This is a genomic window from Aeromonas allosaccharophila (assembly GCF_016026615.1).
Classification (GTDB): domain Bacteria; phylum Pseudomonadota; class Gammaproteobacteria; order Enterobacterales; family Aeromonadaceae; genus Aeromonas; species Aeromonas allosaccharophila.
Map to the genome: position 1 here is coordinate 4,102,800 of NZ_CP065745.1, position 24,236 is coordinate 4,127,035.

The 24,236-nt window shown below is 55.1% G+C and carries 24 protein-coding genes; 21 read left to right on the top strand and 3 right to left on the bottom strand.

Annotation, left to right across the window (positions count from 1 at the left end):
* Positions 1 to 106 precede the first annotated feature (106 nt).
* The 11 genes from ribF to tapY2 all read left to right on the top strand — a co-directional run bounded on the left by ribF (position 107) and on the right by tapY2 (position 12,315).
* Positions 107 to 1,081, top strand: coding sequence for a bifunctional riboflavin kinase/FAD synthetase (ribF, locus tag I6G90_RS18860; protein WP_111806105.1), 975 nt, complete (start codon positions 107 to 109; stop codon positions 1,079 to 1,081).
* Entirely contained in the window at positions 1,081 to 3,942 is a 2,862-nt protein-coding gene (ileS, locus tag I6G90_RS18865) for an isoleucine--tRNA ligase (RefSeq protein ID WP_197928717.1), read from the top strand. The genes ribF and ileS overlap by 1 nt, the downstream gene beginning before the upstream one ends.
* The gene (gene lspA, locus I6G90_RS18870; protein ID WP_005340447.1) at positions 3,942 to 4,439 is read left to right on the top strand and encodes a signal peptidase II; all 498 of its coding nucleotides are present in this window, start codon (positions 3,942 to 3,944) and stop codon (positions 4,437 to 4,439) included. The genes ileS and lspA overlap by 1 nt, the downstream gene beginning before the upstream one ends.
* Entirely contained in the window at positions 4,436 to 4,888 is a 453-nt protein-coding gene (fkpB, locus tag I6G90_RS18875) for an FKBP-type peptidyl-prolyl cis-trans isomerase (RefSeq protein WP_197928718.1), read from the top strand. Before lspA ends, fkpB begins: the two co-directional genes overlap by 4 nt.
* Positions 4,888 to 5,823, top strand: a complete 936-nt coding sequence (gene ispH / locus I6G90_RS18880; protein WP_197928719.1) for a 4-hydroxy-3-methylbut-2-enyl diphosphate reductase — start codon at positions 4,888 to 4,890, stop codon at positions 5,821 to 5,823. Before fkpB ends, ispH begins: the two co-directional genes overlap by 1 nt.
* Positions 5,824 to 5,933: 110 nt before the next feature.
* A complete protein-coding gene (locus tag I6G90_RS18885; protein ID WP_042059696.1) occupies positions 5,934 to 6,338 on the top strand; it encodes a type IV pilin protein in 405 nt (134 codons plus the stop codon).
* Positions 6,339 to 6,341: 3 nt separating this feature from the next.
* Complete coding sequence (gene pilV, locus I6G90_RS18890) at positions 6,342 to 6,911, top strand: type IV pilus modification protein PilV (RefSeq protein WP_197928720.1); 570 nt, start codon at positions 6,342 to 6,344, stop codon at positions 6,909 to 6,911.
* The gene (locus I6G90_RS18895; RefSeq protein WP_197928721.1) at positions 6,908 to 7,903 is read left to right on the top strand and encodes a PilW family protein; all 996 of its coding nucleotides are present in this window, start codon (positions 6,908 to 6,910) and stop codon (positions 7,901 to 7,903) included. The genes pilV and I6G90_RS18895 overlap by 4 nt, the downstream gene beginning before the upstream one ends.
* Entirely contained in the window at positions 7,900 to 8,337 is a 438-nt protein-coding gene (gene tppD / locus I6G90_RS18900; protein ID WP_197928722.1) for a type IVa pilus pseudopilin TppD, read from the top strand. Before I6G90_RS18895 ends, tppD begins: the two co-directional genes overlap by 4 nt.
* A gap of 10 nt (positions 8,338 to 8,347) precedes the next feature.
* Positions 8,348 to 12,037 carry a pilus assembly protein gene (locus tag I6G90_RS18905; RefSeq protein ID WP_197928724.1) on the top strand — a complete coding sequence of 1,230 codons (3,690 nt, stop codon included), beginning with the start codon at positions 8,348 to 8,350 and terminating at the stop codon, positions 12,035 to 12,037.
* Positions 12,034 to 12,315, top strand: coding sequence for a type IVa secretion system protein TapY2 (gene tapY2, locus I6G90_RS18910; RefSeq protein WP_058053944.1), 282 nt, complete (start codon positions 12,034 to 12,036; stop codon positions 12,313 to 12,315). Before I6G90_RS18905 ends, tapY2 begins: the two co-directional genes overlap by 4 nt.
* 27 nt (positions 12,316 to 12,342) lie before the next feature.
* On the opposite strand, the gene I6G90_RS18915 is transcribed toward tapY2, so the two are convergent.
* Positions 12,343 to 12,870, bottom strand: a complete 528-nt coding sequence (locus tag I6G90_RS18915) for a GspH/FimT family protein (RefSeq protein WP_075113929.1) — start codon at positions 12,868 to 12,870, stop codon at positions 12,343 to 12,345.
* Between the two features lie 98 nt (positions 12,871 to 12,968).
* Entirely contained in the window at positions 12,969 to 13,628 is a 660-nt protein-coding gene (locus tag I6G90_RS18920; protein ID WP_232254377.1) for a GspH/FimT family pseudopilin, read from the bottom strand.
* A 23-nt stretch (positions 13,629 to 13,651) separates the two neighbouring features.
* On the opposite strand from I6G90_RS18920, the gene I6G90_RS18925 reads away from it, so the two are divergent.
* From I6G90_RS18925 to luxS, 4 genes are read left to right on the top strand one after another with little or no spacing between them, the layout of a single operon-like run.
* Positions 13,652 to 15,274 carry an NAD+ synthase gene (locus tag I6G90_RS18925; protein WP_197928725.1) on the top strand — a complete coding sequence of 541 codons (1,623 nt, stop codon included), beginning with the start codon at positions 13,652 to 13,654 and terminating at the stop codon, positions 15,272 to 15,274.
* 9 nt (positions 15,275 to 15,283) lie between these two features.
* Positions 15,284 to 15,622 (top strand): nitrogen regulatory protein P-II, encoded by a 339-nt coding sequence (gene glnB / locus I6G90_RS18930; RefSeq protein WP_005308848.1) that lies wholly within the window; start codon positions 15,284 to 15,286, stop codon positions 15,620 to 15,622.
* 59 nt (positions 15,623 to 15,681) lie between these two features.
* Positions 15,682 to 16,275, top strand: coding sequence for a transglycosylase SLT domain-containing protein (locus I6G90_RS18935; protein WP_332260277.1), 594 nt, complete (start codon positions 15,682 to 15,684; stop codon positions 16,273 to 16,275).
* Positions 16,276 to 16,293: 18 nt separating this feature from the next.
* Positions 16,294 to 16,803 (top strand): S-ribosylhomocysteine lyase, encoded by a 510-nt coding sequence (gene luxS / locus I6G90_RS18940; RefSeq protein WP_197928726.1) that lies wholly within the window; start codon positions 16,294 to 16,296, stop codon positions 16,801 to 16,803.
* Between the two features lie 324 nt (positions 16,804 to 17,127).
* Here luxS and tppF read toward each other — a convergent pair whose 3' ends face one another.
* Complete coding sequence (tppF, locus tag I6G90_RS18945) at positions 17,128 to 17,751, bottom strand: type IVa pilus pseudopilin TppF (protein WP_269668389.1); 624 nt, start codon at positions 17,749 to 17,751, stop codon at positions 17,128 to 17,130.
* Positions 17,752 to 17,792: 41 nt separating this feature from the next.
* Here tppF and I6G90_RS18950 point away from each other — a divergent pair, with 41 nt between their 5' ends.
* The 6 genes from I6G90_RS18950 to I6G90_RS18975 all read left to right on the top strand — a co-directional run bounded on the left by I6G90_RS18950 (position 17,793) and on the right by I6G90_RS18975 (position 24,221).
* Complete coding sequence (locus I6G90_RS18950) at positions 17,793 to 18,572, top strand: TatD family hydrolase (protein WP_182933467.1); 780 nt, start codon at positions 17,793 to 17,795, stop codon at positions 18,570 to 18,572.
* Between the two features lie 216 nt (positions 18,573 to 18,788).
* The gene (locus I6G90_RS18955) at positions 18,789 to 20,063 is read left to right on the top strand and encodes a NupC/NupG family nucleoside CNT transporter (RefSeq protein WP_058053950.1); all 1,275 of its coding nucleotides are present in this window, start codon (positions 18,789 to 18,791) and stop codon (positions 20,061 to 20,063) included.
* 125 nt (positions 20,064 to 20,188) lie between these two features.
* A complete protein-coding gene (locus I6G90_RS18960) occupies positions 20,189 to 20,359 on the top strand; it encodes a XapX domain-containing protein (protein WP_005340467.1) in 171 nt (56 codons plus the stop codon).
* 424 nt (positions 20,360 to 20,783) lie between these two features.
* Positions 20,784 to 21,557, top strand: coding sequence for a deoxyribose-phosphate aldolase (deoC, locus tag I6G90_RS18965; RefSeq protein WP_042656278.1), 774 nt, complete (start codon positions 20,784 to 20,786; stop codon positions 21,555 to 21,557).
* Positions 21,558 to 21,666: 109 nt separating this feature from the next.
* Entirely contained in the window at positions 21,667 to 22,998 is a 1,332-nt protein-coding gene (gene deoA / locus I6G90_RS18970) for a thymidine phosphorylase (RefSeq protein ID WP_042656279.1), read from the top strand.
* Between the two features lie 14 nt (positions 22,999 to 23,012).
* Positions 23,013 to 24,221 carry a phosphopentomutase gene (locus I6G90_RS18975; RefSeq protein WP_197928727.1) on the top strand — a complete coding sequence of 403 codons (1,209 nt, stop codon included), beginning with the start codon at positions 23,013 to 23,015 and terminating at the stop codon, positions 24,219 to 24,221.
* Positions 24,222 to 24,236 lie beyond the last annotated feature (15 nt).

The following is a 24,236-nucleotide window of genomic DNA, read 5'->3' on the forward strand; positions in this document are numbered from 1 at the left end:
GGCGGGATTGGGCCCGGATAGTTGAAATCAGGCTATGAGGGCTGACCCTGCCTGCTGCCTGATATATAATCCGCCGATTTCCATGGCAGCAACGCACAAGGCACTGATGGAGCTTATTCGCGGCATTCACAATCTCAAGCCCCGTCACCGGGGATGTGTATTAACCATTGGCAACTTTGATGGGGTTCATCAGGGTCACCATGCGGTATTGGCACGTCTCAAGGAGAAAGCGGCCCAGCTGGGATTGCCTGCCTGCGTCATGCTGTTCGAGCCGCAGCCGCTGGAGCTGTTTGCCGGTACGGCGGCGCCTGCCCGGCTGAGCCGGTTGCGGGAAAAGTATGAGGCACTGCGGGGGCTGCAGATCGACCGCATGCTCTGCGTGCGCTTCAGTCACCGCTTTGCCGAGCAGGCGGCTTCGACCTTCATCGAGCAGTTGCTGGTGGAGAAGCTCGGGGTGCGCTATCTGGTGGTTGGCGACGATTTTCGCTTCGGCAAGGGGCGGGAGGGGGATTTCCACCTGCTGGAAGAGGCGGGCCATCGCTTCGGGTTCGAGGTGATCAGTACCCAGAGCTTCCAGCTCGAACGGCAGCGGGTCAGCAGCACCCTGGTGCGCGAGGCCCTCAAGGCGGGCCGGATGGCGGAAGTGGAGCTGATGCTTGGCCGCCCCTATACCATCAGCGGCCGGGTGGCCCACGGCGACAAGCTGGGGCGCACCATAGGTTTTCCCACCGCCAATCTGGCCCTCAAGCGCCAGGTGATCCCGGTCGGTGGCGTGTTTGCGGTGGAAGTGATATGTTCCGGCAAGACCTTCCCCGGTGTAGCCAATGTGGGCGTACGGCCGACCTTGAGCGGTACACAAGCCAGATTGGAAGTACATCTATTTGATTTTTCTGGTGATCTATATGGTCAGCAGGTCAAGGTGCTGCTTCGCCACAAGCTGCGCGAAGAGCAGAAGTTTGCCTCTTTCATTGCCTTGAAAGAGCAGATCGAACGAGATGCCCTGGCGGCCCGAGCCTGGTTCGGGCTGCCACAATTCAATTTACCCAGCACTCTTTTAGAAAAGAAGGGAACCCAGGACTGATGAGCGACTATAAACACACCCTGAATCTTCCGGAAACCGAGTTTCCGATGCGTGGCGATCTGGCCAAGCGCGAACCCAACATGCTGAAACGTTGGTACGATCAGGATCTCTACGGCGCTATTCGCCGCGCCAAAGCGGGCAAGCCTTCTTTCATTCTGCATGATGGCCCCCCCTATGCGAACGGCAACATTCACATCGGTCACTCGGTCAACAAGATCCTCAAAGACATCATCATCAAGTCCAAGGGCCTCTCCGGTTTCGATTCCCCCTATGTGCCGGGTTGGGATTGCCACGGTCTGCCTATCGAGCTGAAAGTGGAAGGCATGGTCGGCAAGCCGGGCGAGAAGGTCTCCGCTGCCGAATTCCGCGCCGAGTGCCGCAAATACGCCAAGACCCAGATCGAAGCGCAGAAGACCGACTTTATCCGTCTGGGTGTGCTGGGCGACTGGGAACATCCCTACCTGACCATGGATTTTGGCACTGAAGCCAACATCATCCGCTCCATGGCCAAGATCGTTGAAAACGGCCACCTGCACAAAGGCTCCAAGCCGGTGCACTGGTGTACCGATTGTGGCTCCGCGCTGGCTGAAGCCGAAGTGGAGTACTACGACAAGAACTCTCCCTCCATCGATGTGCGTTTCAAGGCCGTTGATGAGGTGACCGTTGCCGCCAAATTTGATTGCGCCGAAGGCCACACCGGCAAGGGCCCGCTCTCTGCGGTGATCTGGACCACCACTCCGTGGACTCTGCCAGCCAACCGCGCCATCGCCATGCACGCCGACCTCGACTACGCGCTGGTGCAGGTCGAAGGGGAGCACCCCGAGCGTCTGATCCTGGCCGCTGAGCTGGTCAAGGATGTGATGGATCGTGCCGGTATCGAGAAGTTCCACAATCTGGGCTACGCCAAGGGTGCCGCGCTCGAGCTGCTGCGCTTCAACCACCCCTTCTACAGCTTCGACGTGCCGGTGGTACTGGGTGACCACGTTACCCTGGATGCCGGTACCGGCGCAGTCCACACCGCCCCTGGCCACGGTCAGGAAGACTTTGTGGTCGGTCAGAAGTACGGTCTGGAAGTGGCCAACCCGGTTGGTAGCAATGGCGTTTATCTGCCGGATACCGAACTGTTTGCCGGCCAGCACGTGTTCAAAGCCAACGCCTCCGTGGTCGAGGTGCTGACCGAGCGCGGCGCCCTGCTGCATCACAAGGTGTTCAACCACTCCTACCCGCACTGCTGGCGTCACAAGACCCCGATCATCTTCCGTGCCACCCCGCAGTGGTTCATTAGCATGGAGCAGAAGGGTCTGCGTAAGCGCGCGCTGGAAGAGATCGAGCGCATCGAGAAGGACGGCATTGCCCAGCAAGGCCAGAGCGGCTGGGTACCGGCCTGGGGTAAAAACCGCATTCAGGCGATGGTCGAGAACCGTCCTGACTGGTGTATCTCCCGTCAGCGTACCTGGGGTGTGCCCATCTCCCTGTTCGTTCACAAAGAGACTCAGGCGCTGCACCCGGAATCCGTGCGCCTGATGCACGAAGTCGCGAAGCGGGTCGAGCAGTCCGGCATCCAGGCATGGTGGGATCTGGACAAGGCCGAGCTGCTGGGTGCCGATGCCGACATGTACGACAAGGTGCCTGACACCCTGGACGTCTGGTTCGACTCCGGTTCAACCCACTCCTCCGTGGTCGATGCCCGTCCCGAGTTCAACGGCAACCCGGCCGACATGTATCTGGAAGGCTCTGACCAGCACCGTGGCTGGTTCATGTCCTCACTGATGATCGGCGTGGCCATGAAAGACAAGGCCCCGTACAACCAGGTGCTGACTCACGGCTTCACCGTGGATGGTCAGGGCCGCAAGATGTCCAAGTCCATCGGTAACGTGGTCAGCCCGCAGGACGTGATGAACAAGCTGGGCGCCGACATCCTGCGTCTGTGGGTAGCGAGCACGGATTACACCGGCGAGATGACCGTCTCCGACGAGATCCTCAAGCGCTCTGCCGATGCTTATCGCCGTATTCGCAACACCGCCCGCTTCCTGCTGGCCAACCTGAATGGCTTCAATCCGGCGACCGACATGGTTGCACCTGCCGACATGGTGGTGGTGGATCGTTGGGCTGTCGGTCGTGCCAAAGCGGTACAGGCCGAGATCATGGCAGCGTTCGATGAGTACAACTTCCACGGCGTGACCCAGAAGCTGATGCAGTTCTGCTCCATCGAGATGGGCTCCTTCTATCTGGATGTCATCAAGGATCGTCAGTACACCGCCAAGGCCGACAGCCTGGCCCGTCGCTCCTGCCAGACCGCGCTCTATCACATCGCCGAGGCCATGGTGCGCTGGATGGCGCCGATCATGAGCTTCACCGCCGATGAAATCTGGGCACTGCTGCCGGGCGAGCGCGGCGAGTTCGTGTTCACCGAAGAGTGGTACGACGGCCTGTTCGGTTTGGAAGCCGGTGAAACCCTCAACGACGATTTCTGGGCCGAGATCCTTACCGTGCGCGGTGAAGTGAACAAGGCGCTGGAAGTGGCCCGTGGCGAGAAGCGTATCGGTGGTTCCCTGCAGGCAGAACTGACCCTGTTCGCCAAGCCGGAGCTGGCTGCGCGCCTGAACGCCCTGGCCGATGAGTTGCGCTTCGTGCTGCTCACCTCCAAGGCCAAGGTGGTGGTGGCTGACACTGCGCCGGAAGGCTCTGTGGCGACCGAGCGTGATGACCTGTGGCTGAGCGTGGCCCAGTCTGCCGCCGCCAAGTGCGACCGCTGCTGGCACCATGTGGAAGATGTGGGCACCATCGCGGGTCACGAAGAGATCTGTGGTCGCTGTGTGACCAACGTTGAGGGTGACGGCGAAACGCGTCAATTTGCCTGATGAACATGACTCAACATAAAAGCGGCCTGCGTTGGCTGTGGCTGGCAGTGCTGGCCTTTGTACTGGACCAGGCGAGCAAGCTCGCCGTGGTCAAGTTGCTGCCATTTGGTTACCCGGGGGTGGAGATCACCCCCTTCTTCAATCTGGTTCACGTCTACAACAAGGGCGCCGCATTCAGCTTTCTGGCTGATCAGGGGGGCTGGCAGCGCTGGTTCTTCGCCGTGCTGGCGTTTGCCATCTGTGGATTGCTGATCCACTGGCTGCGCAAGCAGTCGGTGACCCAGCGTTGGAGCGGTATCGCCTATTCACTCATCATCGGCGGTGCCCTTGGCAACGTCTTTGATCGACTGGTGCTGGGTCATGTGGTCGATTTCCTCGACTTCTACTGGCAGCGTGCGCACTGGCCGGCATTCAACCTGGCCGACAGCTTTATCTTTATCGGTGCCGCCATGATTGTGCTGGACGGGTTCCGTGGTGAGAAAAAGGAGCAGGCATGAGCCAGCAGATCACCGCTAACAGCAGTGTGTTGTTCCACTTTTCCATCAAGCTGGAAGATGGTTCGGTTGCCGACAGCACGACGCTGCACGGCAAGCCGGCACGTCTGCGGATGGGCGATGGCAGCCTGACCCCCACCTTCGAGCAGTGCCTGCTGGGGTTGCGTACAGGGGAGAGCAAGAGCTTCACGCTGGCGCCTGAGCAGGCGTTTGGCCTCTCCAATCCGGACAACATCTACCATCTCGACCGTGCCAAGTTTGGCGCCGATGTGGAGCCAAAAGTCGGCACCATCATCCTGTTTGATCAGCCCAATGGCAGCGAGCTGCCGGGCATCATCCGGGCGGTAGCCGGGATGTCGGTGACGGTCGATTTCAACCACCCGTTGGCCGGTCATACCGTTACCTTCGAGGTGGAGATCCTGGGCGTTGATGATGAGGAGAAGGTGCACTAATGGATATTCTGCTCGCTAACCCTCGCGGTTTTTGCGCCGGTGTCGATCGCGCCATCAGCATTGTCGAGAGCGCGCTGGAGAAGTTCGGGGCCCCCATCTATGTCCGCCATGAAGTGGTACATAACCGCTATGTGGTGAACAAGCTGAAAGAGGCGGGCGCTGTCTTCGTCGAGGAGCTTGATGAGGTGCCGGATGACAGCATCGTCATCTTCTCCGCCCACGGCGTGGCCAAGACGGTGCGCGAGATGGCCAAGTCCCGCGCCCTCAAGGTATTCGATGCCACCTGTCCGCTGGTGACCAAGGTACACATGGAGGTTCATCGCGCCAGCCGCAAGGGCTCGGAAGCAGTGCTCATCGGCCACGCCGGTCACCCCGAGGTGATCGGGACCATGGGGCAGTACGAGAATCGCGAAGGGGGCATGTATCTGGTGGAGACACCGGACGATGTGGCCAGGCTCAAGGTGAAGAATCCGGATGACCTCTGCTTCGTCACCCAGACCACCCTGAGCGTGGATGAGACTTCTGATGTGATCGATGCGCTGCGCAAGCACTTCCCCAAGATCCAGGGGCCGCGCAAGGACGATATCTGCTACGCCACCCAGAACCGTCAGGATGCGGTGCGGGAGATGGCGGGGCTGGTGGACGCCATGCTGGTAGTGGGGTCTCGCAACTCCTCCAACTCCAACCGTCTGCGCGAGCTGGCCGAGAAGGTGGGCGCCAGCGCCTATCTTATCGACGATGCGTCGATGATTGAGGCGAGCTGGCTGGAAGGGGTGAAGGCGATCGGCGTGACTGCAGGCGCTTCTGCCCCCGAGGTGCTGGTGCAATCCGTCATCACGCGCCTGCGCGAGCTGGGTGGCAAAGTGGTTGCCGAGCATCCCGGCCGTGAAGAGAACGTAGTCTTTGAGGTTCCTCCCGAACTTAGAATAATTTGAGTGCGGCCAGGAAGGCTTAAGAATAAAGTGTGTTAATAATGACGCCGGGTTTGTTCTAGTGACAGGCTCGGCGTTAAACTTATAAAGCAGTCAGTCACCAAGGATGGGATATGATTGGATACTCTCGTGGCTTTTCTCTTATTGAGCTGATGATTGTCGTCGCCATCGTGGCGATCCTCGGCACCATCGCCTACCCCTCTTATCAGCAATATGTGCTGCGCAGTCACCGTGTCGAAGCCAAGGCCATGTTGTTGAATGCGGCCAATCGGCAAGAAACCTATTTTATGGATTTTAATCAGTACGCATCTTCTGCTGCGGCACTTGGTATTAGTAGTGCATCTGAGACCGGTCTGTATCAATTGTCCATTGCCGTATCAGGCAACACTTACACCTTGTCAGCCAGTGCTGGCGCGACGACGGCCCAGGCCAAAGATACCGATTGCACGGTTTTTTCCATCAATCAGATGGGCATCAAAAGTGCCTCTGGTACAGCTAGCAATAGCTGCTGGGAATAGCCTATGGCCATTTATGCTCCTTCACATCAGAGAGGATTCAGCCTGCTGGAAGTAATGATCACCGCAGTGATCCTGTCATTGGGGCTGCTCGGTCTGGTTGCTTTGCAAACCCATTCCAAATTTGCCAGTTACGAAGCTCGCCAGCGCACTATTGCCAGCTGGCTGGCTAACGATATGGTCGAACGAGTACGGATAAATCGTGACAGCTGGAGTGTTACAGGCGCTGTGACGGTTAATCTGGCCGCTAATTTACCCCGACCTACATGCGCAGCAGCAGATGGCACAATCAGTGCGTGCAGTGCGGCAGATTTACGTAATGCCGACCTGCACTATTGGCAGCAGGCCTTGTTGGGAGCAAGTGTGACGGGGGCTGCCTCTGCGTTGAACTCGCCGGTCGGTTGTGTGGTACGGCGTGCCAATAATGTGCTGGCGGTCGGGATCTTCTGGGCTGGCAAACAAGATATATCCGATGGAGGGGCTGCCGGTGCGGCAGCAACCTTGATTAATGAGTGTCAATTGTCAACGGTCAACAATCTTGCGAGGCGTCAGTTTATTCTGACGACCACCTTATGAAATCCCGCGGTTTCACTCTGGTCGAGTGGCTGGTCGCCATGGTGCTCGGTCTATTCCTCTTGGCCGGGGTATTCACTGTTTTTGTTATGTCTCGCTCAAGCTCTGAAGATGCCTTTGATCAAAGCGAATTACAGGAAAATGGTCGATTGGCCATTCGGCTGATTAGCCAGGATATAAAATGGGCGGGCTTTTTTGGGGCTTATACCGGCCAGTCGACACAAGTTGGATCCTCTCTGACCCTCAGTGCTGGCAGCATTATTCCTGCCAGTAGCGATTGTCTGGATGAGCGTTCTGTGGGGAGTTTGCCATCAAATGCTGGTCCCATCAGGGGGCTATGGGTCAGTCGGGTATCAGCCAGCAAAGGGATGGCCGGGTTCGCTTGTATTCTCGCGGCTGATCGGGTGGAAAATAGCGATGTAATCAGCATCAAGCGATTGGTTGGTCGTCCTATACCAGTATCAGAAGGATTGGATGCAAACCGCTTTTATATGGCAGCCAATAGTCAGGAGGCGAGAGTCATCAAGGGGAGCGAAACCCGACCATTATTTGGTGCTAATAATGAGAGTCAAGTCTGGGAATACCAGCACTATATTTATTATCTGTCGCAAGAAGATGGCATACCTGTTTTGCGTAAGCGCTATTTGACCGTCAATGGTGGTTCTTCTCTGATTGGTGGCACCATGGCTGAAGGGGTTGAACATATGGTGCTGATGTATGGTGTTGATGACTCCTTGATCCCTGACGGACGCATAGACCGATATATGTCAACGGATCAGATGACAACACAGCGGTGGAATGAAGGGCGAGTATTGGGCGCCAGACTGTTCTTGCTAATTAGATCCGATCGGGAATCGAGTCGCTATAAGAATAACAACAGCTATCAACTCGGTAATATTACGGTCAATGGTGGAGGTGATGGTTATCGCCGTCTGTTATTGGAAAGTAGTATTGCACTACGTAATCAACAAATAGCTACCCGAGGTGGAACATGAGAGCGGTTAAAAAACAGCAGGGAGTTGCGTTGATAGTCGCACTAGTCATTCTGGTTCCTTTGACTCTGATTGCCGTAGTCGTCATGCAGTCCAGTGGTATGAGTCTGAAAATGGCCAGTTCTAGCGCCAGTTTGCAACGAGCAGAACACGAAGTGGAAGGCACCCTGGAGTCTGCATTGGGTGACACTTCTCTCTCAACACAAATTGCAACGCAGGCTATTGGCACTTCAGCTGCAATCGGTACGACCACTCCTGCGACCACCCTGACAATCAATACCGAAAGTGTATGCAAACGCAAAATTGAAGCCAGTAGCCAGAATGTAACACCAGCCTGTCGTTATGCTGAAGCGACCACATCCAGTGCTTATGGCAAAGTGAATAGCCAAATGATCTTTACTGCCGGGGTAGAACAACCCTTGCTCAGTGCCAATTAGGGGGCAGAATATGAACATCAGGAACTGTGTACTAACAAGCTTGCTGGTGTTGTGTAGTGGTATATCCAGCACATCTTTGGCTGTGGGCACTGGTTATTCAGATGATACCGAGTTATTTATTTACGATTTTGCAAAGGCGGGGGACTTCCGGCCTAAAGTGCTTTTTATATTTGATAATTCAGGTAGTATGGGTGACACCTCTTTGCTAGGAAAGGAAGAGTACGATCCTGAATTTCCTTATCCAAGATTGGCGAATGATGATGGTAGTAATAGTTTTCTGTATTATTCAACTAGTGGAACTCCGCCTCAAACGCTCGATAGTAACAATACTCGGCGATTCTCAGTAAATAAAAATGCTTGCGCTTCATCTAAAGCTCCTCTTAATGAAGTTGGACTGTTTGCAACAGTATATTGGAATTACGAGGTTTCCGGCAGTGGTAAAAGCAAAAAAGGAGAGTGGAAACCATTAAGGAACTATACTGGAAGCACCACTAACATAGTGGACTGCCAACAGGATATTTCAGCAAGGAATAATGATAATAGTGGTTTTTCCGGTTCATATCAGTCCATCTCTGGGGCAACTAAAGGTTATCCTGTAAATAGATCAAATAACACCAACATTAGTATTCCATGGGTTGATAGCACTACATCAACTGCTCCTAATACTGGTGGTTCAGAAGTGCTGACCATGTATACGGCAAACTATTTACGCTGGTATTATGCACCCTCCACTATTTCCACATCGAGACTAAATGTAGCCAAGCAAGCGCTTAGAGAGTTGGTTCGTTCGACCCCGGCGGTAGACTTTGGGCTTGCGGTGTTTAACCAAAATGATGGCAACGGCAGCACTAATAAAAATGGTGGCCGTATCATTAGGCATATTATTGGTAATGATTCCATTTTGGTTGGAGGGAAAACAGGGTCACAAGATCTTATTGACAAATCAAATAGCCTTGCTGCGGAGACATGGACACCTCTTTGCGAAACTATGTATGAGGCCTACCGCTATTTTGGTGGACTTGACATCTACTTTGGTGATGATGATGCGAGTCGTAATCCTCAGCGTGACCCTAATGCTGAAATTCCATCAGCTAATAAATATAAGTCACCATATGATAAATGTTCTAATAATGGCTATATCATTTACATGACTGACGGTGCACCAACGTATGATGCTGCTGCAGATAGTTTGGTAGCTGGATTGCTAAATAGCTCAACCGATCCTAATAAGCCTAGTTATAGTGGCACGGTCGGTTATGGGACAGGCAAAGATAAAAGTTACCTTGCAGCACTTGCTGGTTATATGAAGAACAATGATGTCAATGCATCTGCGGCAGGCAAGCAGACGGTCACTACCTTTACCGTAGGTTTCGGTGATGAGGCTATCACGGGGGCTGGAACATTATTGGCAGAGACTGCTCGCCGTGGTGGTGGTAAATATTATCCTGCCACCGATGCGACTCAGTTGAACGAGGCGTTAAAGTCTTCATTGTTAGCGATTTTAAAAATGAACACCTCACTGGTCTCACCAGCGATTGCCACCAATAACTTTGACCGTACTCGTAGCCTGAATAATATTTACTATGCCATGTTTGAACCGGGGGTTGGCCCGAGATGGAAAGGGAATCTGAAAAAACTGGCTTTAGCTCCTGAAAAAGGATATGTGGTTGATCAAAGTGGTATGCCTGCGATCTCTAGCGACGGGACTATTCTTGAAGCTGCAATAACTTTCTGGTCCTCAACCAGCGATGGCAACAAGGTTGCTGAGGGGGGGATACAAGAGATGCTGGCTGAGAAAACTAATCGTAATATTTATATTATACCTCCTCCTACAGGCACTACAAATGCATTAATCGAATTTAGCAAGTCTAACCTTGAAAGTATTGCGGGTGGGGCTACTCCGTTACGTACAGTAATGAGCCTCAATAGTACTGATAGCATGGATGATCTGCTTAATTGGGCCAAGGGGGGAGATGCTTTTGACGAAAATCAGGATGGAAAAAAAACGGATATTCGGGAGCATATCCTGGGTGATCCTCTACATTCTCGGCCATTAGTGATCAATTATGGTTGTACAAAGTTGACAGGACAGACATCGTGTACACCTGACCTGCGAATCGTGATGGGAACCAATGCTGGCTTCTTGCATATGTTCAAAGACAGCGGTACCACCGTTGATGAAAGCTGGGCCGCCATGCCTTATCAATTTATCGCTAATCAGAAAGCGTTGCGAGAGAACCTGGATTCATCGGTACATCTCTATGGTGTGGATTCATCACCTACCGTGCTGGTCAATGAGCAAGTCAAAGATGGTCATATCAAGTCGTCACAAGGTGATAAGGTATGGTTATTTACCGGGTTACGGGGCGGTGGCAAGGCCTATTATGCTTTGAATATATCCAATCCGGATTCTCCCTCGCTGATGTGGCGGTTGGACAAAAATAGTGCTGGCTTTGGCAGGCTCGGTGAAACCTGGTCGATCCCTGAGGTTGCTTTTATTCCAGGTTATTACTCAGAAACCGCTGGTAAAAAAAATTATAAGCCTGTTCTGATATTCTCTGGGGGTTATGACCAATCAAAGAGCTATTTGGGTCAAGGGGTTGAAGATAGTGAAGGGTTGGGTATTTATATCGTTGATGCTGAAGCTGGTACTCTGTTGTTCAGCTTCACTCCGGATGCAACTAGTGCAACGAACAAGCAGGTTGCAGGCATGGTTTACAGCATGCCAGGCTCGGTCTCTGTACTGGACAGTGATGGGGATGGTATTACAGATCGGATCTACGCAGGCGATACCGGTGGTCAGATCTGGCGTATCGATTTGAAAGGAACAGATAAACCCAAGTGGACGGCCATCAAGTTCGCCAGTTTGGGGAATGCTCATTTGAGTGGAACAGCCAAAAAGTTGGAAGATGATCGCCGTTTCTTTACTCAACCTGTATTGGTACGCACCATCAACAAAGGTTGGAAATATGATGGTACAAATTATCTCTACAGTGAGCGCCCGTTTGATGCCGTGTTGATAGGAAGTGGTGATCGCAATCGTCCTTCTTCGGAAGCAATAACCCAAAATGTATATGTGATGTTACGTGACTACAATGTCAATCCGACTTTGTTTGGCGCAACATCAGAACCTTCGGTACCATCAAGTATCACGTTGAGCGATCTCTACGATGTGACCAGCGATCCATTTATCGGTTTGAATGAAGATCAGATCGTAAATACCACCAAGGCTTTGACCAGCAAGTTGGGATGGAAATTCTGGCTCAATGAAAGTGGTGAAAAATCAATGGGGGCTGGTTTGGTGTTGCAAGGCAAGCTCTATTTCACCTCTTTCCTGCCTCAGGTGCAGGACTTCCAGCAATGTACGATTCAATCAATCGGTGCCATGCGCCAGTATATGATTGATATGCACTACGGTACTTCGTTCAAATATGTGCTGGATAGCAACAATCAGGAAGTTATTCAGCGTTACGTTGAGGTGCAAAATAAGGTCGCTGATGATCTGGTTATTCATGGTGGGGATGATGGCCGGATCAGAATTATAGGTGGTGCTCCGGGCAAGGAGGTCATCCTCACAGATGATGGGCAGGGAGAGCCTGAACGTTGTACTGGTGAAGGTGAATGCTCTCAAGGTGCAGAGGAGGCAAAAATGGATATGTCTCCCAAGAAAATCTATCTCTATGAAGGAGAACAGGGATGAAACGCATGCTGCTCTGGTGTGTGGGCTTGCCCTTGTTGGTTCAGGCTCAAACTGAAGACATAAAATGTTATGTCACTCTGGAAGGTGGCGTGCAGATGGTGTTGCAGCAACCGGTCGCTGATACCAGCAAGGCAAATCTGGTCAGGGTGTTTAAACAGAAAGGTTATGAGATTGATGGAGTGGTGCATCTTGTCACAGAGGTAATCGAGTGTGTTCCTTTGGCCGCCACCTTTTCGCTGGCTGATGCAAAAAAGCAAGATGAAATCCAACCCAGATAATGCTGCTGGGAGAGTAGGGTATAGGGGCTAAGAACAACTCAGCCCCTTTTTTTCGCTTCTGTTTCTACCGGATGGCGAGATGATGATATCGATTCGGGGTGCCTGGTCGCTACAAAACCGGAGCGTCATGTTGGTGCCAATCGCTGTGCCATCCGGGCTAAAACGTACAAATTGTCGATTGGCAGTGACGGTATGTTTTTCAAGAAAGGGTTCTGTTGCTGATAACAAGACATCGCCATTTGCAATATCGAATTGGCGATCCTGATTGGTGTCGATAAAGACAAGCATTCGCTGGGCGCCAGCATGATTTGCGAGTACGCAGCTTTCTTTTGTGGAGTTCCTGACAGGCATGGCAAGACATGCTGTGACTGGTTGCTGCAGTGTGATGGCTTGTCGTTGGCCGAAGATCAGGTGGTCCTGCAGGTTTCTTGTGTAGATGTCGCTGTCGGTAGATGTCAGCAGATTTGCCAATGACGGCAGTCCCAAGGTCAGCAGGATGGTTGTCAGGCTTGCAGATATCAAAAACTCAAGCAGGGTAAATCCATTTCGTGCCATAGCGTATGAGTCCTTGTTCAAAAGAGACTCTAAGCATAGTTATTGGATTGAAATGGATCCTTTTGTGATCGTGTGTGTTTCGCTGTAGTTAACGCTGGTCATGGACATACAGCACCACTTGCCTGGCTATGGGCACGTCCAGCATGCATTACATCAATCGTCACACTATTTTCACCGCTAATACAAAGCGAAAATATAACTTCAATATTGGCTTCATCAGGCGGGACTTCCGTTATGGTGCCGACCGGGTTGAAGCGCAGCGCCTGTGCATCGGCGGAAATGGTCAGTTCTGCAGGAAATTCGGGACTGGCAGCAATAGTTGCTTCGTTACCATTAAGCTTCAGGTCGCCATTAGTATCGATAAAGGCGAGTAGCCGATTCGCACCATGTTGAGCTGCTGGTATGCACTCCTCAGTAGCATTGTTGAGAGTGGTCAGGCAAAGAGTGACGGTCTGCTGGTTGGAGATGGCTTGTTGTCTGGCGTAGTTTAAGTGGTTGAGAAGGCTCTTTTCTTGGGTCGCCAAATTATTGCTGCCAAGCAGGTTAGAGAGGGACGGAATACCAATCCCCAGCAGAATGACGCCCAGCGCAATGGCTATCATCAATTCCATAAGGGTAAATCCGGCGTTTTTCATATCTGCGAAGGCCTGTCGTTCCGTGACTACATACAGCTTATCTCTCCCGCTGATTGCTGTCACATGGTTACGCCCGTCTTGAACTGGCAGATTGCCCCCCTTTTCTTTATCATTCCCCATCATTTTTGATTTTAAGATGCATCGCCATGGCAAAAGCCCTCTCTCTGATGCTTGCCCAGTTGAATCTGACGGTAGGCGCCATCGAAGATAACACTGACAAAGTGCTCGCTGCGGCGGCTCAGGCCGAGCAGCAAGGCGCTGATCTGCTGGTCTGCTCCGAGCTGGCCCTGACCGGCTATCCGCCGGAAGATCTGCTGCTGCGTGCCGATCTGATGATCCGGGTCGATGCCGCGCTGGCTCGCGTTGCCGCATGGCAGGGTAACTGTGCCATTTTGGTGGGTCATCCCTGGCGTGAAGGGGAGGCGCTTTACAATGCGGCTTCCCTCTATGAGCACGGCAAGCTGATTGCCCGCTACTTCAAGCAGGATTTGCCCAACTACGGCGTGTTTGATGAGAAGCGCTATTTCACCGCTGCAAGCGAGACCTGCGTGGTGCCGTTCCGTGGTCACCAGCTGGGGCTGCTTATCTGTGAAGACCTGTGGCAGCTGGGCCCAGCGCTGGCCGCCAAGGCGGCTGGGGCAGAGTTGCTGCTCACCATCAATGCGTCGCCCTACGATCAGGAGAAACCCTGGATCCGCCGCGAGCTGATGGCTGAGCGCTGCGATCAGACCGGTCTGCCGCTGGTCTACCTCAATCAGGTATGCGGTCAGGATGAGCTGATTTTCGACGGCTGCTCCAAGGTGTTCAGCAGTCAGGGCGAGTTGACCCACAAGCTCGCCCCGTTTGCCGAAGAGCTGGCGCTGGTGCGCTTTGTCGATGGTCAGCCGGTGAAAGAGTGTGAACCGGCTGCGCCGCTGGAGCCGCTGGCCGAGACCTATCAGGCGCTGGTGCTGGCGGTGCGCGATTACGTGACCAAAAACGGCTTCCACGGCGCCGTGCTGGGCCTTTCCGGCGGCATTGACTCGGCACTGACCCTGGCCATCGCGGCCGATGCCATCGGCGCCGACAAGGTGCAGGCGGTGATGATGCCGTTCCGCTATACCGCCCAGATGAGTGTGGAAGATGCCAAAGAGCAGGCAGAGCGGATGGGGGTTGAGTTTAATATCATCTCCATCGAACCGATGTTCGAAGGGTTTATGACCCAGCTGGCGCCGCTTTTTGAAGGCACCGCCCGCGATACCACCGAAGAGAACCTGCAGGCCCGCTGCCGCGGCGTGCTGCTGATGGCGCTCTCCAACAAACGTCGTCGTATCGTGCTGACCACCGGCAACAAGAGCGAAATGGCGGTCGGCTATGCAACTCTTTACGGTGACATGGCCGGTGGCTTCGACGTGCTGAAAGATGTGCCGAAGACACTGGTCTTCAAATTGTGTGAATATCGCAACTCGGTCGACTACGTGATCCCGCAGCGGGTTATCGACCGCCCCCCTTCGGCAGAGCTGGCACCGGATCAGGTGGATCAGGACAGTCTGCCGCCATACGACATCCTCGATGCCATCCTCAAGCGTTATGTGGAAGAGGATGCGTCCGTGGCCGATATGGTGGCAGAAGGGTTCGAGGAAGCGGTGGTGCGCAAGGTGATCCGCTTGGTGGATCTCAACGAATACAAGCGCCGTCAGGCGGCGGTCGGGCCCCGCATTACGGCTCGCAACTTTGGTAAGGATCGCCGTTACCCCATTACATCCGGGTTCGGCAAACAGAACTGGTAAGGAGTCACCATGAAGAAGATTGAAGCCATCATCAAACCGTTCAAGCTGGACGATGTGCGCGAGGCCCTGGCCGAGATCGGCATCAACGGCATGACCGTATCCGAAGTCAAAGGCTTCGGCCGCCAGAAGGGCCATACCGAGCTCTATCGCGGCGCCGAATATATGGTCGACTTCCTGCCGAAAGTGAAGGTGGAGCTGGTGGTGCAGGACGAGGATCTCGATGCCTGCCTGGAAGCGATCCAGAACACCGCCCGTACCGGCAAGATTGGTGATGGCAAGATCTTCGTCTGCGAGGTGGAGCGTGTCATTCGTATCCGTACCGGCGAAGAGAACGAAGACGCGATCTGACCTTGGCTATCTCTTTACCTGACCAGAGGCGTGAAGTGTGGCCTCATTTGATGGGGTGGATGCGCTTCGTGGTGGTCGCCAGCCTGTTGGCGGGCCTGACTGCTTGCAGTACCCGGCCGCCGGCCCAGCCGGAGAATCTGTGCCAGATCTTTCGCGAGAAGCCGGAGTGGCACAAGGCCGCGCTCAAGATGAATGAGAAGTGGGGGACGCCGATCCACGTGGTGATGGCCATGATGTATCAGGAATCCTCCTTCGTGCACGATGCCCAGCCGCAGATGCAGTATTTCCTCTTCATCCCGACCGGGCGGGCCAGTTCGGCCTACGGCTATGCCCAGGTCAAAGATGAAACCTGGGCCGACTACCAGCGGGAAACCGGCAACGGCTGGAGCGATCGCGACGACTTTGCCGACGCCATCGACTTCATGGGCTGGTACACTCACAAGGCCCAGCGGCTGAACGGCATCTCCAAGTGGGATGCGTATGGCCAGTATCTCAACTATCACGAAGGGTGGGGTGGCTATCGGCGTGGCAGCTACCGCAGCAAGGGATGGCTGATGAAGACATCCCGCAAGGTGGAGGCCCGCGCCCAGCGCTACGGCGCCCAGTATCGACAATGCAAGGATCAGCTCTCCAGCGGGGGCTGGTTCTGGTAACCAAATCAGGAGTCAGAAATGCCGTTATTGGACAGTTTTACCGTTGACCACACCCGCATGGCTGCGCCTGCGGTGCGTGTGGCCAAGACCATGCAGACCCCGAACAAGGACACCATCACAGTGTTCGACCTGCGTTTCTGCGTGCCGAACCAGGAGATCCTCTCCGAGCGCGGCATCCACACCCTCGAGCATCTGTTTGCCGGTTTCATGCGTGATCACCTGAACGGCAACGGGGTGGAGATCATCGACATCTCCCCCATGGGTTGCCGTACCGGTTTCTACATGAGCCTGATCGGCGCGCCGGACGAAGCCCGTGTTGGCGCAGCCTGGCAGGCGGCCATGAGCGACGTGCTGACCGTGCAGGATCAGGCGAAGATCCCCGAGCTGAACGAGTATCAGTGCGGCACCTACAGCATGCACTCGCTGGAAGAGGCGCACGCCATTGCCCGTCATGTGCTGGAGCGCGGTATCGGCGTCAACCACAACGACGAGCTGGCCTTGCCGGAAGAGAAGTTGAAGAGCCTGTGAGGCGGATGAGCTGTCGCTCATCGGATAATCTCTTCGGGGAATGTTAAAAGAACCGGTCAGCCATGCTGACCGGTTCTTTTTATCTCGCCCGATCGCAAAAATGGGGATGACTTGCTCCCCTTGCCAACTCTGATTAGGATGGTTTTTGACCTGAACCTGTTGGCGGAGGTGTGACGATGAAAGGGGTATTGCTGCGTTGGCTGGCCCGTTACGATGCATGGTGCGAGGAGTGGGGGCTCACTCAGGAGAACCGGCGCTGCTGCACACCGGTTCGTTATGATGATGATTCAACCAAAGAGCGAGTTTGCGCTGAAGAGGCTGAACTCAATCAAAATTGCGGGTCACGGCACCGGTAACACTGTTGTACTCGAAGCCGAGGCCGTTTAGATAATCCGAGTTGGTCTGGAAGCGGTTGATTGAGTCGCGCAGGATATAGCGGCAGTTATCGTGGCGAAGCGTGCCATCAGCCTGCCCGTTTGCCTGGATGAGTCGGGAGATGTAATCACTCTTTGAGTTGGTATGGAGTTCATCGACCGCCGTCAGATCGGTGTCGAGCAGGGCGCCGAACAGGCTCTCGCAGTCATCCCGGCTGTTGACGGAGATCTGATCGCTGTCGCCACCGGGGAATACGGCATCAGGCCCCTGACCATTCTGATCCTCCTTGGTGCCCACAGGCCAGCCGTAGTGGTTGATATCCAGATCTTTCTTGCCCATCCCGCTGAAGTTATACAGTGCGAGGTCTTGTCCCTGCACTTTCACCGCCCAGCCAGCATGGGCCAGCTGTACTGCACTGGCAAAGCTGCCAGCGGTCGCCGAGACTGTGCTTTTCAGGGCATCATCCTTGATATTGATAAAGCGGGGCAGGGCGGTGACGGCTAGGATCCCCAGCACTATGATCACCAGCACCAGTTCAATCAGGGTAAAGCCGCTGTTTCTGTTGTTCATCATGTTCAATGACCCATTAAATACCGCAAACAGGTGGGAGTGATATGCAGTTGATAGATACCCATTGCCATCTCGACTTTCCGGTGTTTGACCAGGACAGGGCGGCGCTGCTGGCCCGTTGTCGGGCATTGGGGGTGATGGAGTATATCATTCCAGCCATCGCAGAGGATAACTGGACTCGTGTGATGGCTCTGGCAGATCAGTATTCCGGCCTCTTTTATGGCCTGGGCATTCATCCCTGGTATGCCGGTGAGCAGCGGGAGGGTGTGATGGAGCGGCTGCGAACGCTGGTGATGAGCCAACCTGCCGGGCTGGTGGCCATTGGCGAGTGTGGGCTGGATCTGCGCTCTCAGGTGCCGCAGGAAGGGCAATTTGCGCTGTTTGAGGCTCAGATCCGGCTGGCCGCCGATGCCGGGCTACCCCTGATGATCCACTCGGTGCGCGCCAATGACACAGTGGTCAAGGTCTTGCGCCGCTTCAAGCCGCCCCGTGGCGGGGTGATCCACGCCTTCAGCGGTTCGTTGCAGCAGGCGGAGGCATTCTGGCAACTGGGTTTTCGACTTGGAGTGGGCGGAGTGATCAGTTTTGAGCGGGCGAACAAGACGCGAGAGGTATTTCGGATCATGCCGCTTGAGGCCCTGGTGCTGGAAACCGACTCGCCCGATATGCCGCTGCAAGGTGAACAAGGCACCCGAAATACCCCGGAAGCGCTGCCGAAAATAGCGGAAATATTGATGACGTTGCGGGGGGAATCATCGGCGGATGTTGCGAAGGTGTTATTTGAAACTGCCCAGCACATTTTCCATCACGATCAATTGCCATGAAACAAACCTGCAACACATGATTAAGTTATCAGGAAAAAAAACGAGCGTAAAAATCGTTTGCTGTCTAATTTTGTGACACTTGGACATTTTGATAACGATAAAATGTGACCAGCATTCTATTTTATCGGACTTTAATTAGTATAATGCGCTCCCCTTGATTAGTTGGGTTTAATAACAACTCGCTAACAAGCCAGGTGCTACTAGAGGAAGATAATAATGAATTTGTTCATGGGTCTGGTAGGGATGGCGACGCTCGTCCTTATCGCGGTGCTGTTCTCCAGCAATCGCAAGGCAATCAACGTGCGTACCGTTGTCGGTGCGTTCGTAATTCAAGCCGGTCTGGGTGCGTTCGTACTCTATGTGCCGGTTGGTCGCGATATCCTGGTCGGTGTGTCCGACGCGGTATCCAGCGTGATCAGCTACGGCCAGAACGGGATCGAATTCCTGTTCGGCGGTCTGGTCAGCAACAAGATGTTTGAAGTGTTCGGTGGCGGCGGCTTTATCTTTGCCTTCCGTGTTCTGCCGGTCATCATCTTCTTCTCTTCCCTGATTGCCGTGCTCTACTACCTGGGCATCATGCAGGTTGTCATCAAGTTGCTGGGCGGTGGCCTGCAGAAAGTGCTGGGTACTTCCCGCACCGAATCCCTGTCAGCCACAGCCAACATCTTCGTAGGCCAGACTGAAGCGCCGCTGGTGGTTCGTCCCTACATCTCCAAGATGACTGACTCCGAGCTGTTCGCCGTCATGTGTGGTGGTCTGGCTTCCGTTGCCGGCTCCGTACTGGCCGGTTACGCCTCCATGGGCGTCAAGATGGAGTACCTGATTGCTGCCTCCTTCATGGCTGCACCGGGTGGTCTGCTGTTCGCCAAGCTGCTGGTTCCCGAGACCGAGACCCCGAACTACGACGAAAGCTCTGCCGATGCCGAGCTGGACGACAAGCCTGCCAACGTCATTGACGCTGCTGCTGCTGGCGCCTCTGCCGGTATGCAACTGGCCCTGAACGTCGGCGCCATGCTGCTGGCCTTCATCGGTCTGATCGCCATGATCAACGGCATCTTCTCCGGTGTGGGTGGCTGGTTCGGTTATCCGCAACTCTCCCTGGAACTGCTGCTGGGCTGGATCTTCTCCCCGCTGGCCTTCCTGATCGGTGTGCCCTGGAATGAAGCCATCGTGGCGGGTTCCTTCATCGGTCAGAAGCTGGTGGTGAACGAGTTTGTTGCCTACCTGAACTTCGCTCCGTACCTGAAAGATGAAGTGCTGATCAACGGCGTGGCCATGTCTGCCCACACCAAGGCGATCATCTCCTTTGCCCTGTGTGGTTTTGCCAACCTCTCCTCTGTTGCCATCCTGCTGGGTGGTCTGGGGTCGATGGCACCGAACCGCCGCGGCACCATTGCACGTTTTGGTCTGAAAGCCGTACTGGCTGGCTCTCTGTCCAACCTGATGTCTGCCACTATCGCAGGCTTCTTCCTGGCTCTCTCCGCCATGTAATAGCGGCCTGATTGACAGGATATAAACACGAACGCCACGGCATCTGCCGTGGCGTTCGCGTATGGATCGGTGACAACCGTTTTCCTATCTAAACTAATAATAAAATGAGTCAAATCGGAGGTTATATGAATGAAGTGCTACTGGCGATGGTGGCTGGCTTTATAGTCGGTTTGTTGTTTTCTTTCCTCAAATTGCCGATCCCTGCACCACCCGTTTTGTCCGGGGTAATGGGGATCGTCGGGGTCTATCTGGGGGGATTGGCCTACTCCTGGATCCTGACTCGCTTCTTTTCGTAAGGCTTTTTTAGACCTGGATTTGCCAGATGTGAGGTACCTCTGAAATTGGCAAATCCGGCTTGCAAACAGGGGGTATCTCGGCTGAAATAGGCGTTGCCAGCAGGGTGCTGGCAATGACTAATACTCGATGAAATCGGGTGTTGGCGGTCAAATGGAATTGATTGGGAAGTCGGGTCAGATGTTGTCGGCCTTTCTCAAGTCTTCATGGAACCAAGTCCGCACTTTTGTAAGAAAGTGACAGGGCTCTTGCCTTATTTACAGTCGCAGTGCCTGCAGGGTGCTTTGAATGGCATCCGGATAGTGGCGGTGCCTTCGCACTGTAATTCCATTCCCGTATAGCTGGGGATTACTGCCTGTGCATCCATCGCTGGATGGTCTGGTGGTGCCCGGTTATCTGGATTAAATCGAGACTTTGGAGAACAGAATGACTGATCTGAAAGTGGCCGCCCAGCGCGCCCTGAACCTGATGGACCTGACCACCCTAAACGATGACGACACCGATCAGAAGGTGATCGACCTGTGCCGCAAGGCCAAGTCACCGGCTGGCCTGACTGCCGCCGTATGCATCTATCCCCGTTTTATCCCTATCGCTCGCAAGACCCTGCGTGAGATCGGCGCTGCCGACGTGCGCATTGCGACCGTGACCAACTTCCCTCACGGCAACGACGACATCGAGATCGCCGTGGCCGAAACCCGTGCCGCTGTCGCCTACGGTGCCGACGAAGTGGACGTGGTATTCCCGTACCGTGCCTTCATGGCGGGCAATGAACAGATCGGTTTTGATCTGGTCAAAGCTTGTAAAGAAGCCTGTGGCGCCAACGTGCTGCTGAAAGTGATCATCGAAACTGGCGAGCTGAAAGAAGAGGCGCTGATCCGTCGCGCTTCCGAGATCTGTATCGATGCCGGTGCCGACTTCATCAAGACCTCCACCGGCAAGGTGCCGGTCAATGCGACTCCGGAAGCGGCGCGCATCATGATGGAAGTGATCAAGGCCAAGAATCCGAAAGTCGGCTTCAAGCCTGCTGGTGGCGTGAAAGACGCAGCCGTTGCCGGTCAGTACCTGGCCATGGCCGAAGAGATCCTCGGCAACGACTGGGTATCCGCCCGCACCTTCCGCTTCGGCGCATCCAGCCTGCTCGCCAGCTTGCTGGCAACACTGGGGCACGGCGACAAGCCGGCCAACACCAGCGGTTACTAATAAGTTGATGAGAGGGCGGGGGACTCCCGCCCTGTCAGGCCCCCACCATGCGGTGTGCGGGCAAGGATCCAGGCTTGTTTGACGCCAGCAATGGCGGAGGGAATGAAAGATGTTTTTGCCTCAAGAAATTATTCGCAAGAAGCGCAACGGTGAAGCGCTCAGTACCCAAGAAATTCAATTCTTCATTCAGGGCATTACCAACAACACCATCGGCGAGGGGCAGATTGCTGCGCTGGCGATGGCGGTCTACTTCAAAGACATGACCATGGATGAGCGGGTTGCCCTGACCTGTGCCATGCGTGACTCCGGTATGGTACTGACTTGGGATCACCTGAACCTGGGTGGCCCGATTGTCGACAAGCATTCCACCGGCGGTGTGGGTGATGTGGTCTCTCTGATGCTTGGCCCGATGGTCGCTGCCTGCGGCGGTTTCGTGCCGATGATCTCCGGTCGTGGCCTAGGCCACACCGGCGGTACGCTGGACAAGCTGGATGCCATTCCCGGCTACCAGACCTCGGTCGACAACGATCGTTTCCTGAAAGTGGTGAAAGAGGCGGGTGTCGCCATCATCGGCCAGACCGGCGATCTCGCTCCGGCTGACAAGCGTATCTATGCAGTACGGGACATCACCGCCACCGTCGAATCCATCGCGATGATCACCGGCTCCATCCTCTCCAAGAAGCTTGCCTCCGGGCTCGAAGCGCTGGTGATGGATGTGAAAGTGGGCTCCGGCGCCTTTATGCCGACCTTCGAAGCATCCGAAGAGCTGGCCAAGAGCATTGTGGCCGTGGCCAACGGTGCCGGTTGCCGCACCTCTGCGCTCTTGACCGATATGAACCAGGTGCTGGCCTCCAGCGCCGGTAACGCGGTGGAAGTGCGCGAAGCGGTGCGCTACCTGACCGGTGAATACCGCAACCCGCGCATCCACGAAGTGACCATGGCGCTGTGCGCCGAGATGCTGATCTCCGCCGGTCTGGCCAGCGACGACAGCGATGCCCGCCGCAAACTGCAGGCGGTGCTGGATAACGGCAAGGCTGCCGAGATCTTCGGTCGCATGGTGACTGGCTTGGGTGGTCCGGCCGATTTTATGGAGCGTTATGACGCTTACCTGCCGAAAGCGGCCATCGTGCGCCCGGTTTTTGCGGCCAACAGCGGTTTCGTGACCGCCATGGATACCCGCGAGCTGGGTCTGGCCGTGGTCGCAATGGGCGGTGGTCGCCGCGCTGCCGGTGACAAACTTGATTATGCGGTCGGTCTGACCGACTTTATCCGCCTGGGTCAAAGCGTCGATGCTGACAAGCCGATCGCGATGATCCACGCTCAGACTGAAGAGCAATATGCTCAGGCTGCCAGCATGGTGCAGGCGGCTGTCCGGATTGGTGGCGAGCGGCCACAGGCACTGCCTGAAGTGTACCGTCGTATCACCCTGGCTGATTTGTAACAAGGGGAAGACCCATGAAACGTACCTTTATTCTGATGATGGACTCTTTCGGTATTGGCGCTGCTGCCGACGCCGAGAAGTTCGGAGATGTGGGCGCCAACACCCTTGGCCATATCGCCAAGGCGTGTGCGGCAGGTGACATTGACGGCCGTGGTGCCCTCAATCTGCCGAACCTCAACAAGCTGGGTCTGGGCCACGCCTGTGAGCAGGCCTCCGGCTACTTCCCGGAAGGGCTGAAGAAAGATATCGACGTGGTCGGTGCCTACGGCTTTGCTCAGGAGCTCTCCTCCGGCAAGGACACCCCGTCCGGTCACTGGGAGATTGCTGGTGTACCCGTGCTGTTCGAGTGGGGCTACTTCAAGGATCACCACAACAGCTTCCCGCAGGAGCTGCTGGACGCCATCGTCGAGAAGGCCGGTCTGCCGGGCTATCTGGGCAACTGCCACGCCTCTGGTACCCAGGTGCTGGATGATCTGGGCGAAGAGCACATGAAGACCGGCAAGCCGATCCTCTACACCTCTGCCGACTCCGTGTTCCAGATTGCCTGCCACGAAGAGACCTACGGCCTCGAGAAGCTCTATGAGCTGTGCCACATCGTGCGCGAGCTGCTGGAGCCCTACAACATCGGCCGCGTGATTGCGCGTCCGTTCGTGGGCACTGGCAAGGGCAACTTCAAGCGTACCGGCAACCGTCACGACTACTCCGTGCTGCCGCCGGCGCCGACCGTGCTGGACTACATGAAAGATGCGGGTGGCCAGGTGGTCTCCATCGGCAAGATCGCCGACATCTATGCCGAGCAGGGCATCACCAAGAAGGTGAAGGGTACAGGTCTGGTTGAGCTATGGGATCGTACTCTGGAAGAGGTGAAAGCCGCTGGTGACAACACCATCGTCTTCACCAACTTTGTGGACTTCGACTCCTCTTACGGCCACCGTCGTGACGTGAAGGGTTACGCCGATGCGCTGGAGTACTTCGACTCCCGCCTGCCGGAGCTGTTCGAGCAGATGCAGGATGGCGACGTGGTAGTGCTGACCGCTGACCACGGCTGCGATCCGACCTGGGGTGGCACCGACCACACCCGTGAATACATTCCGGTGCTGTTCTTCGGCAAGCCGGTCAAGGCCGGCTCCGTCGGTCGTCGCGAGACCTTTGCCGATATCGGCCAGAGCATCGCGGCTTACCACGGTCTGCCGAAACTGGCATACGGTACCAGCTTCCTGTAATTTACCCGCCCGCCA

Excerpts from the sequence above, each read along its gene's own strand:
- ispH (WP_197928719.1), top strand. The coding sequence starts at position 4,888 with ATGGATATTCTGCTCGCTAACCCTCGCGGTTTTTGCGCCGGTGTCGAT.
- lspA (WP_005340447.1), top strand. The coding sequence starts at position 3,942 with ATGAACATGACTCAACATAAAAGCGGCCTGCGTTGGCTGTGGCTGGCA.
- I6G90_RS18920 (WP_232254377.1), bottom strand. The coding sequence starts at position 13,628 with ATGATGGGGAATGATAAAGAAAAGGGGGGCAATCTGCCAGTTCAAGAC.
- tppF (WP_269668389.1), bottom strand. The coding sequence starts at position 17,751 with ATGATGAACAACAGAAACAGCGGCTTTACCCTGATTGAACTGGTGCTG.
- I6G90_RS18895 (WP_197928721.1), top strand. The coding sequence starts at position 6,908 with ATGAAATCCCGCGGTTTCACTCTGGTCGAGTGGCTGGTCGCCATGGTG.
- glnB (WP_005308848.1), top strand. The coding sequence starts at position 15,284 with ATGAAGAAGATTGAAGCCATCATCAAACCGTTCAAGCTGGACGATGTG.
- tapY2 (WP_058053944.1), top strand. The coding sequence starts at position 12,034 with ATGAAACGCATGCTGCTCTGGTGTGTGGGCTTGCCCTTGTTGGTTCAG.
- I6G90_RS18885 (WP_042059696.1), top strand. The coding sequence starts at position 5,934 with ATGATTGGATACTCTCGTGGCTTTTCTCTTATTGAGCTGATGATTGTC.
- pilV (WP_197928720.1), top strand. The coding sequence starts at position 6,342 with ATGGCCATTTATGCTCCTTCACATCAGAGAGGATTCAGCCTGCTGGAA.
- I6G90_RS18960 (WP_005340467.1), top strand. The coding sequence starts at position 20,189 with ATGAATGAAGTGCTACTGGCGATGGTGGCTGGCTTTATAGTCGGTTTG.
- fkpB (WP_197928718.1), top strand. The coding sequence starts at position 4,436 with ATGAGCCAGCAGATCACCGCTAACAGCAGTGTGTTGTTCCACTTTTCC.
- luxS (WP_197928726.1), top strand. The coding sequence starts at position 16,294 with ATGCCGTTATTGGACAGTTTTACCGTTGACCACACCCGCATGGCTGCG.
- I6G90_RS18935 (WP_332260277.1), top strand. The coding sequence starts at position 15,682 with ATGCGCTTCGTGGTGGTCGCCAGCCTGTTGGCGGGCCTGACTGCTTGC.
- I6G90_RS18950 (WP_182933467.1), top strand. The coding sequence starts at position 17,793 with ATGCAGTTGATAGATACCCATTGCCATCTCGACTTTCCGGTGTTTGAC.
- I6G90_RS18975 (WP_197928727.1), top strand. The coding sequence starts at position 23,013 with ATGAAACGTACCTTTATTCTGATGATGGACTCTTTCGGTATTGGCGCT.
- I6G90_RS18955 (WP_058053950.1), top strand. The coding sequence starts at position 18,789 with ATGAATTTGTTCATGGGTCTGGTAGGGATGGCGACGCTCGTCCTTATC.
- deoA (WP_042656279.1), top strand. The coding sequence starts at position 21,667 with ATGTTTTTGCCTCAAGAAATTATTCGCAAGAAGCGCAACGGTGAAGCG.
- I6G90_RS18905 (WP_197928724.1), top strand. The coding sequence starts at position 8,348 with ATGAACATCAGGAACTGTGTACTAACAAGCTTGCTGGTGTTGTGTAGT.
- I6G90_RS18925 (WP_197928725.1), top strand. The coding sequence starts at position 13,652 with ATGGCAAAAGCCCTCTCTCTGATGCTTGCCCAGTTGAATCTGACGGTA.
- deoC (WP_042656278.1), top strand. The coding sequence starts at position 20,784 with ATGACTGATCTGAAAGTGGCCGCCCAGCGCGCCCTGAACCTGATGGAC.
- ribF (WP_111806105.1), top strand. The coding sequence starts at position 107 with ATGGAGCTTATTCGCGGCATTCACAATCTCAAGCCCCGTCACCGGGGA.
- tppD (WP_197928722.1), top strand. The coding sequence starts at position 7,900 with ATGAGAGCGGTTAAAAAACAGCAGGGAGTTGCGTTGATAGTCGCACTA.
- I6G90_RS18915 (WP_075113929.1), bottom strand. The coding sequence starts at position 12,870 with ATGGCACGAAATGGATTTACCCTGCTTGAGTTTTTGATATCTGCAAGC.
- ileS (WP_197928717.1), top strand. The coding sequence starts at position 1,081 with ATGAGCGACTATAAACACACCCTGAATCTTCCGGAAACCGAGTTTCCG.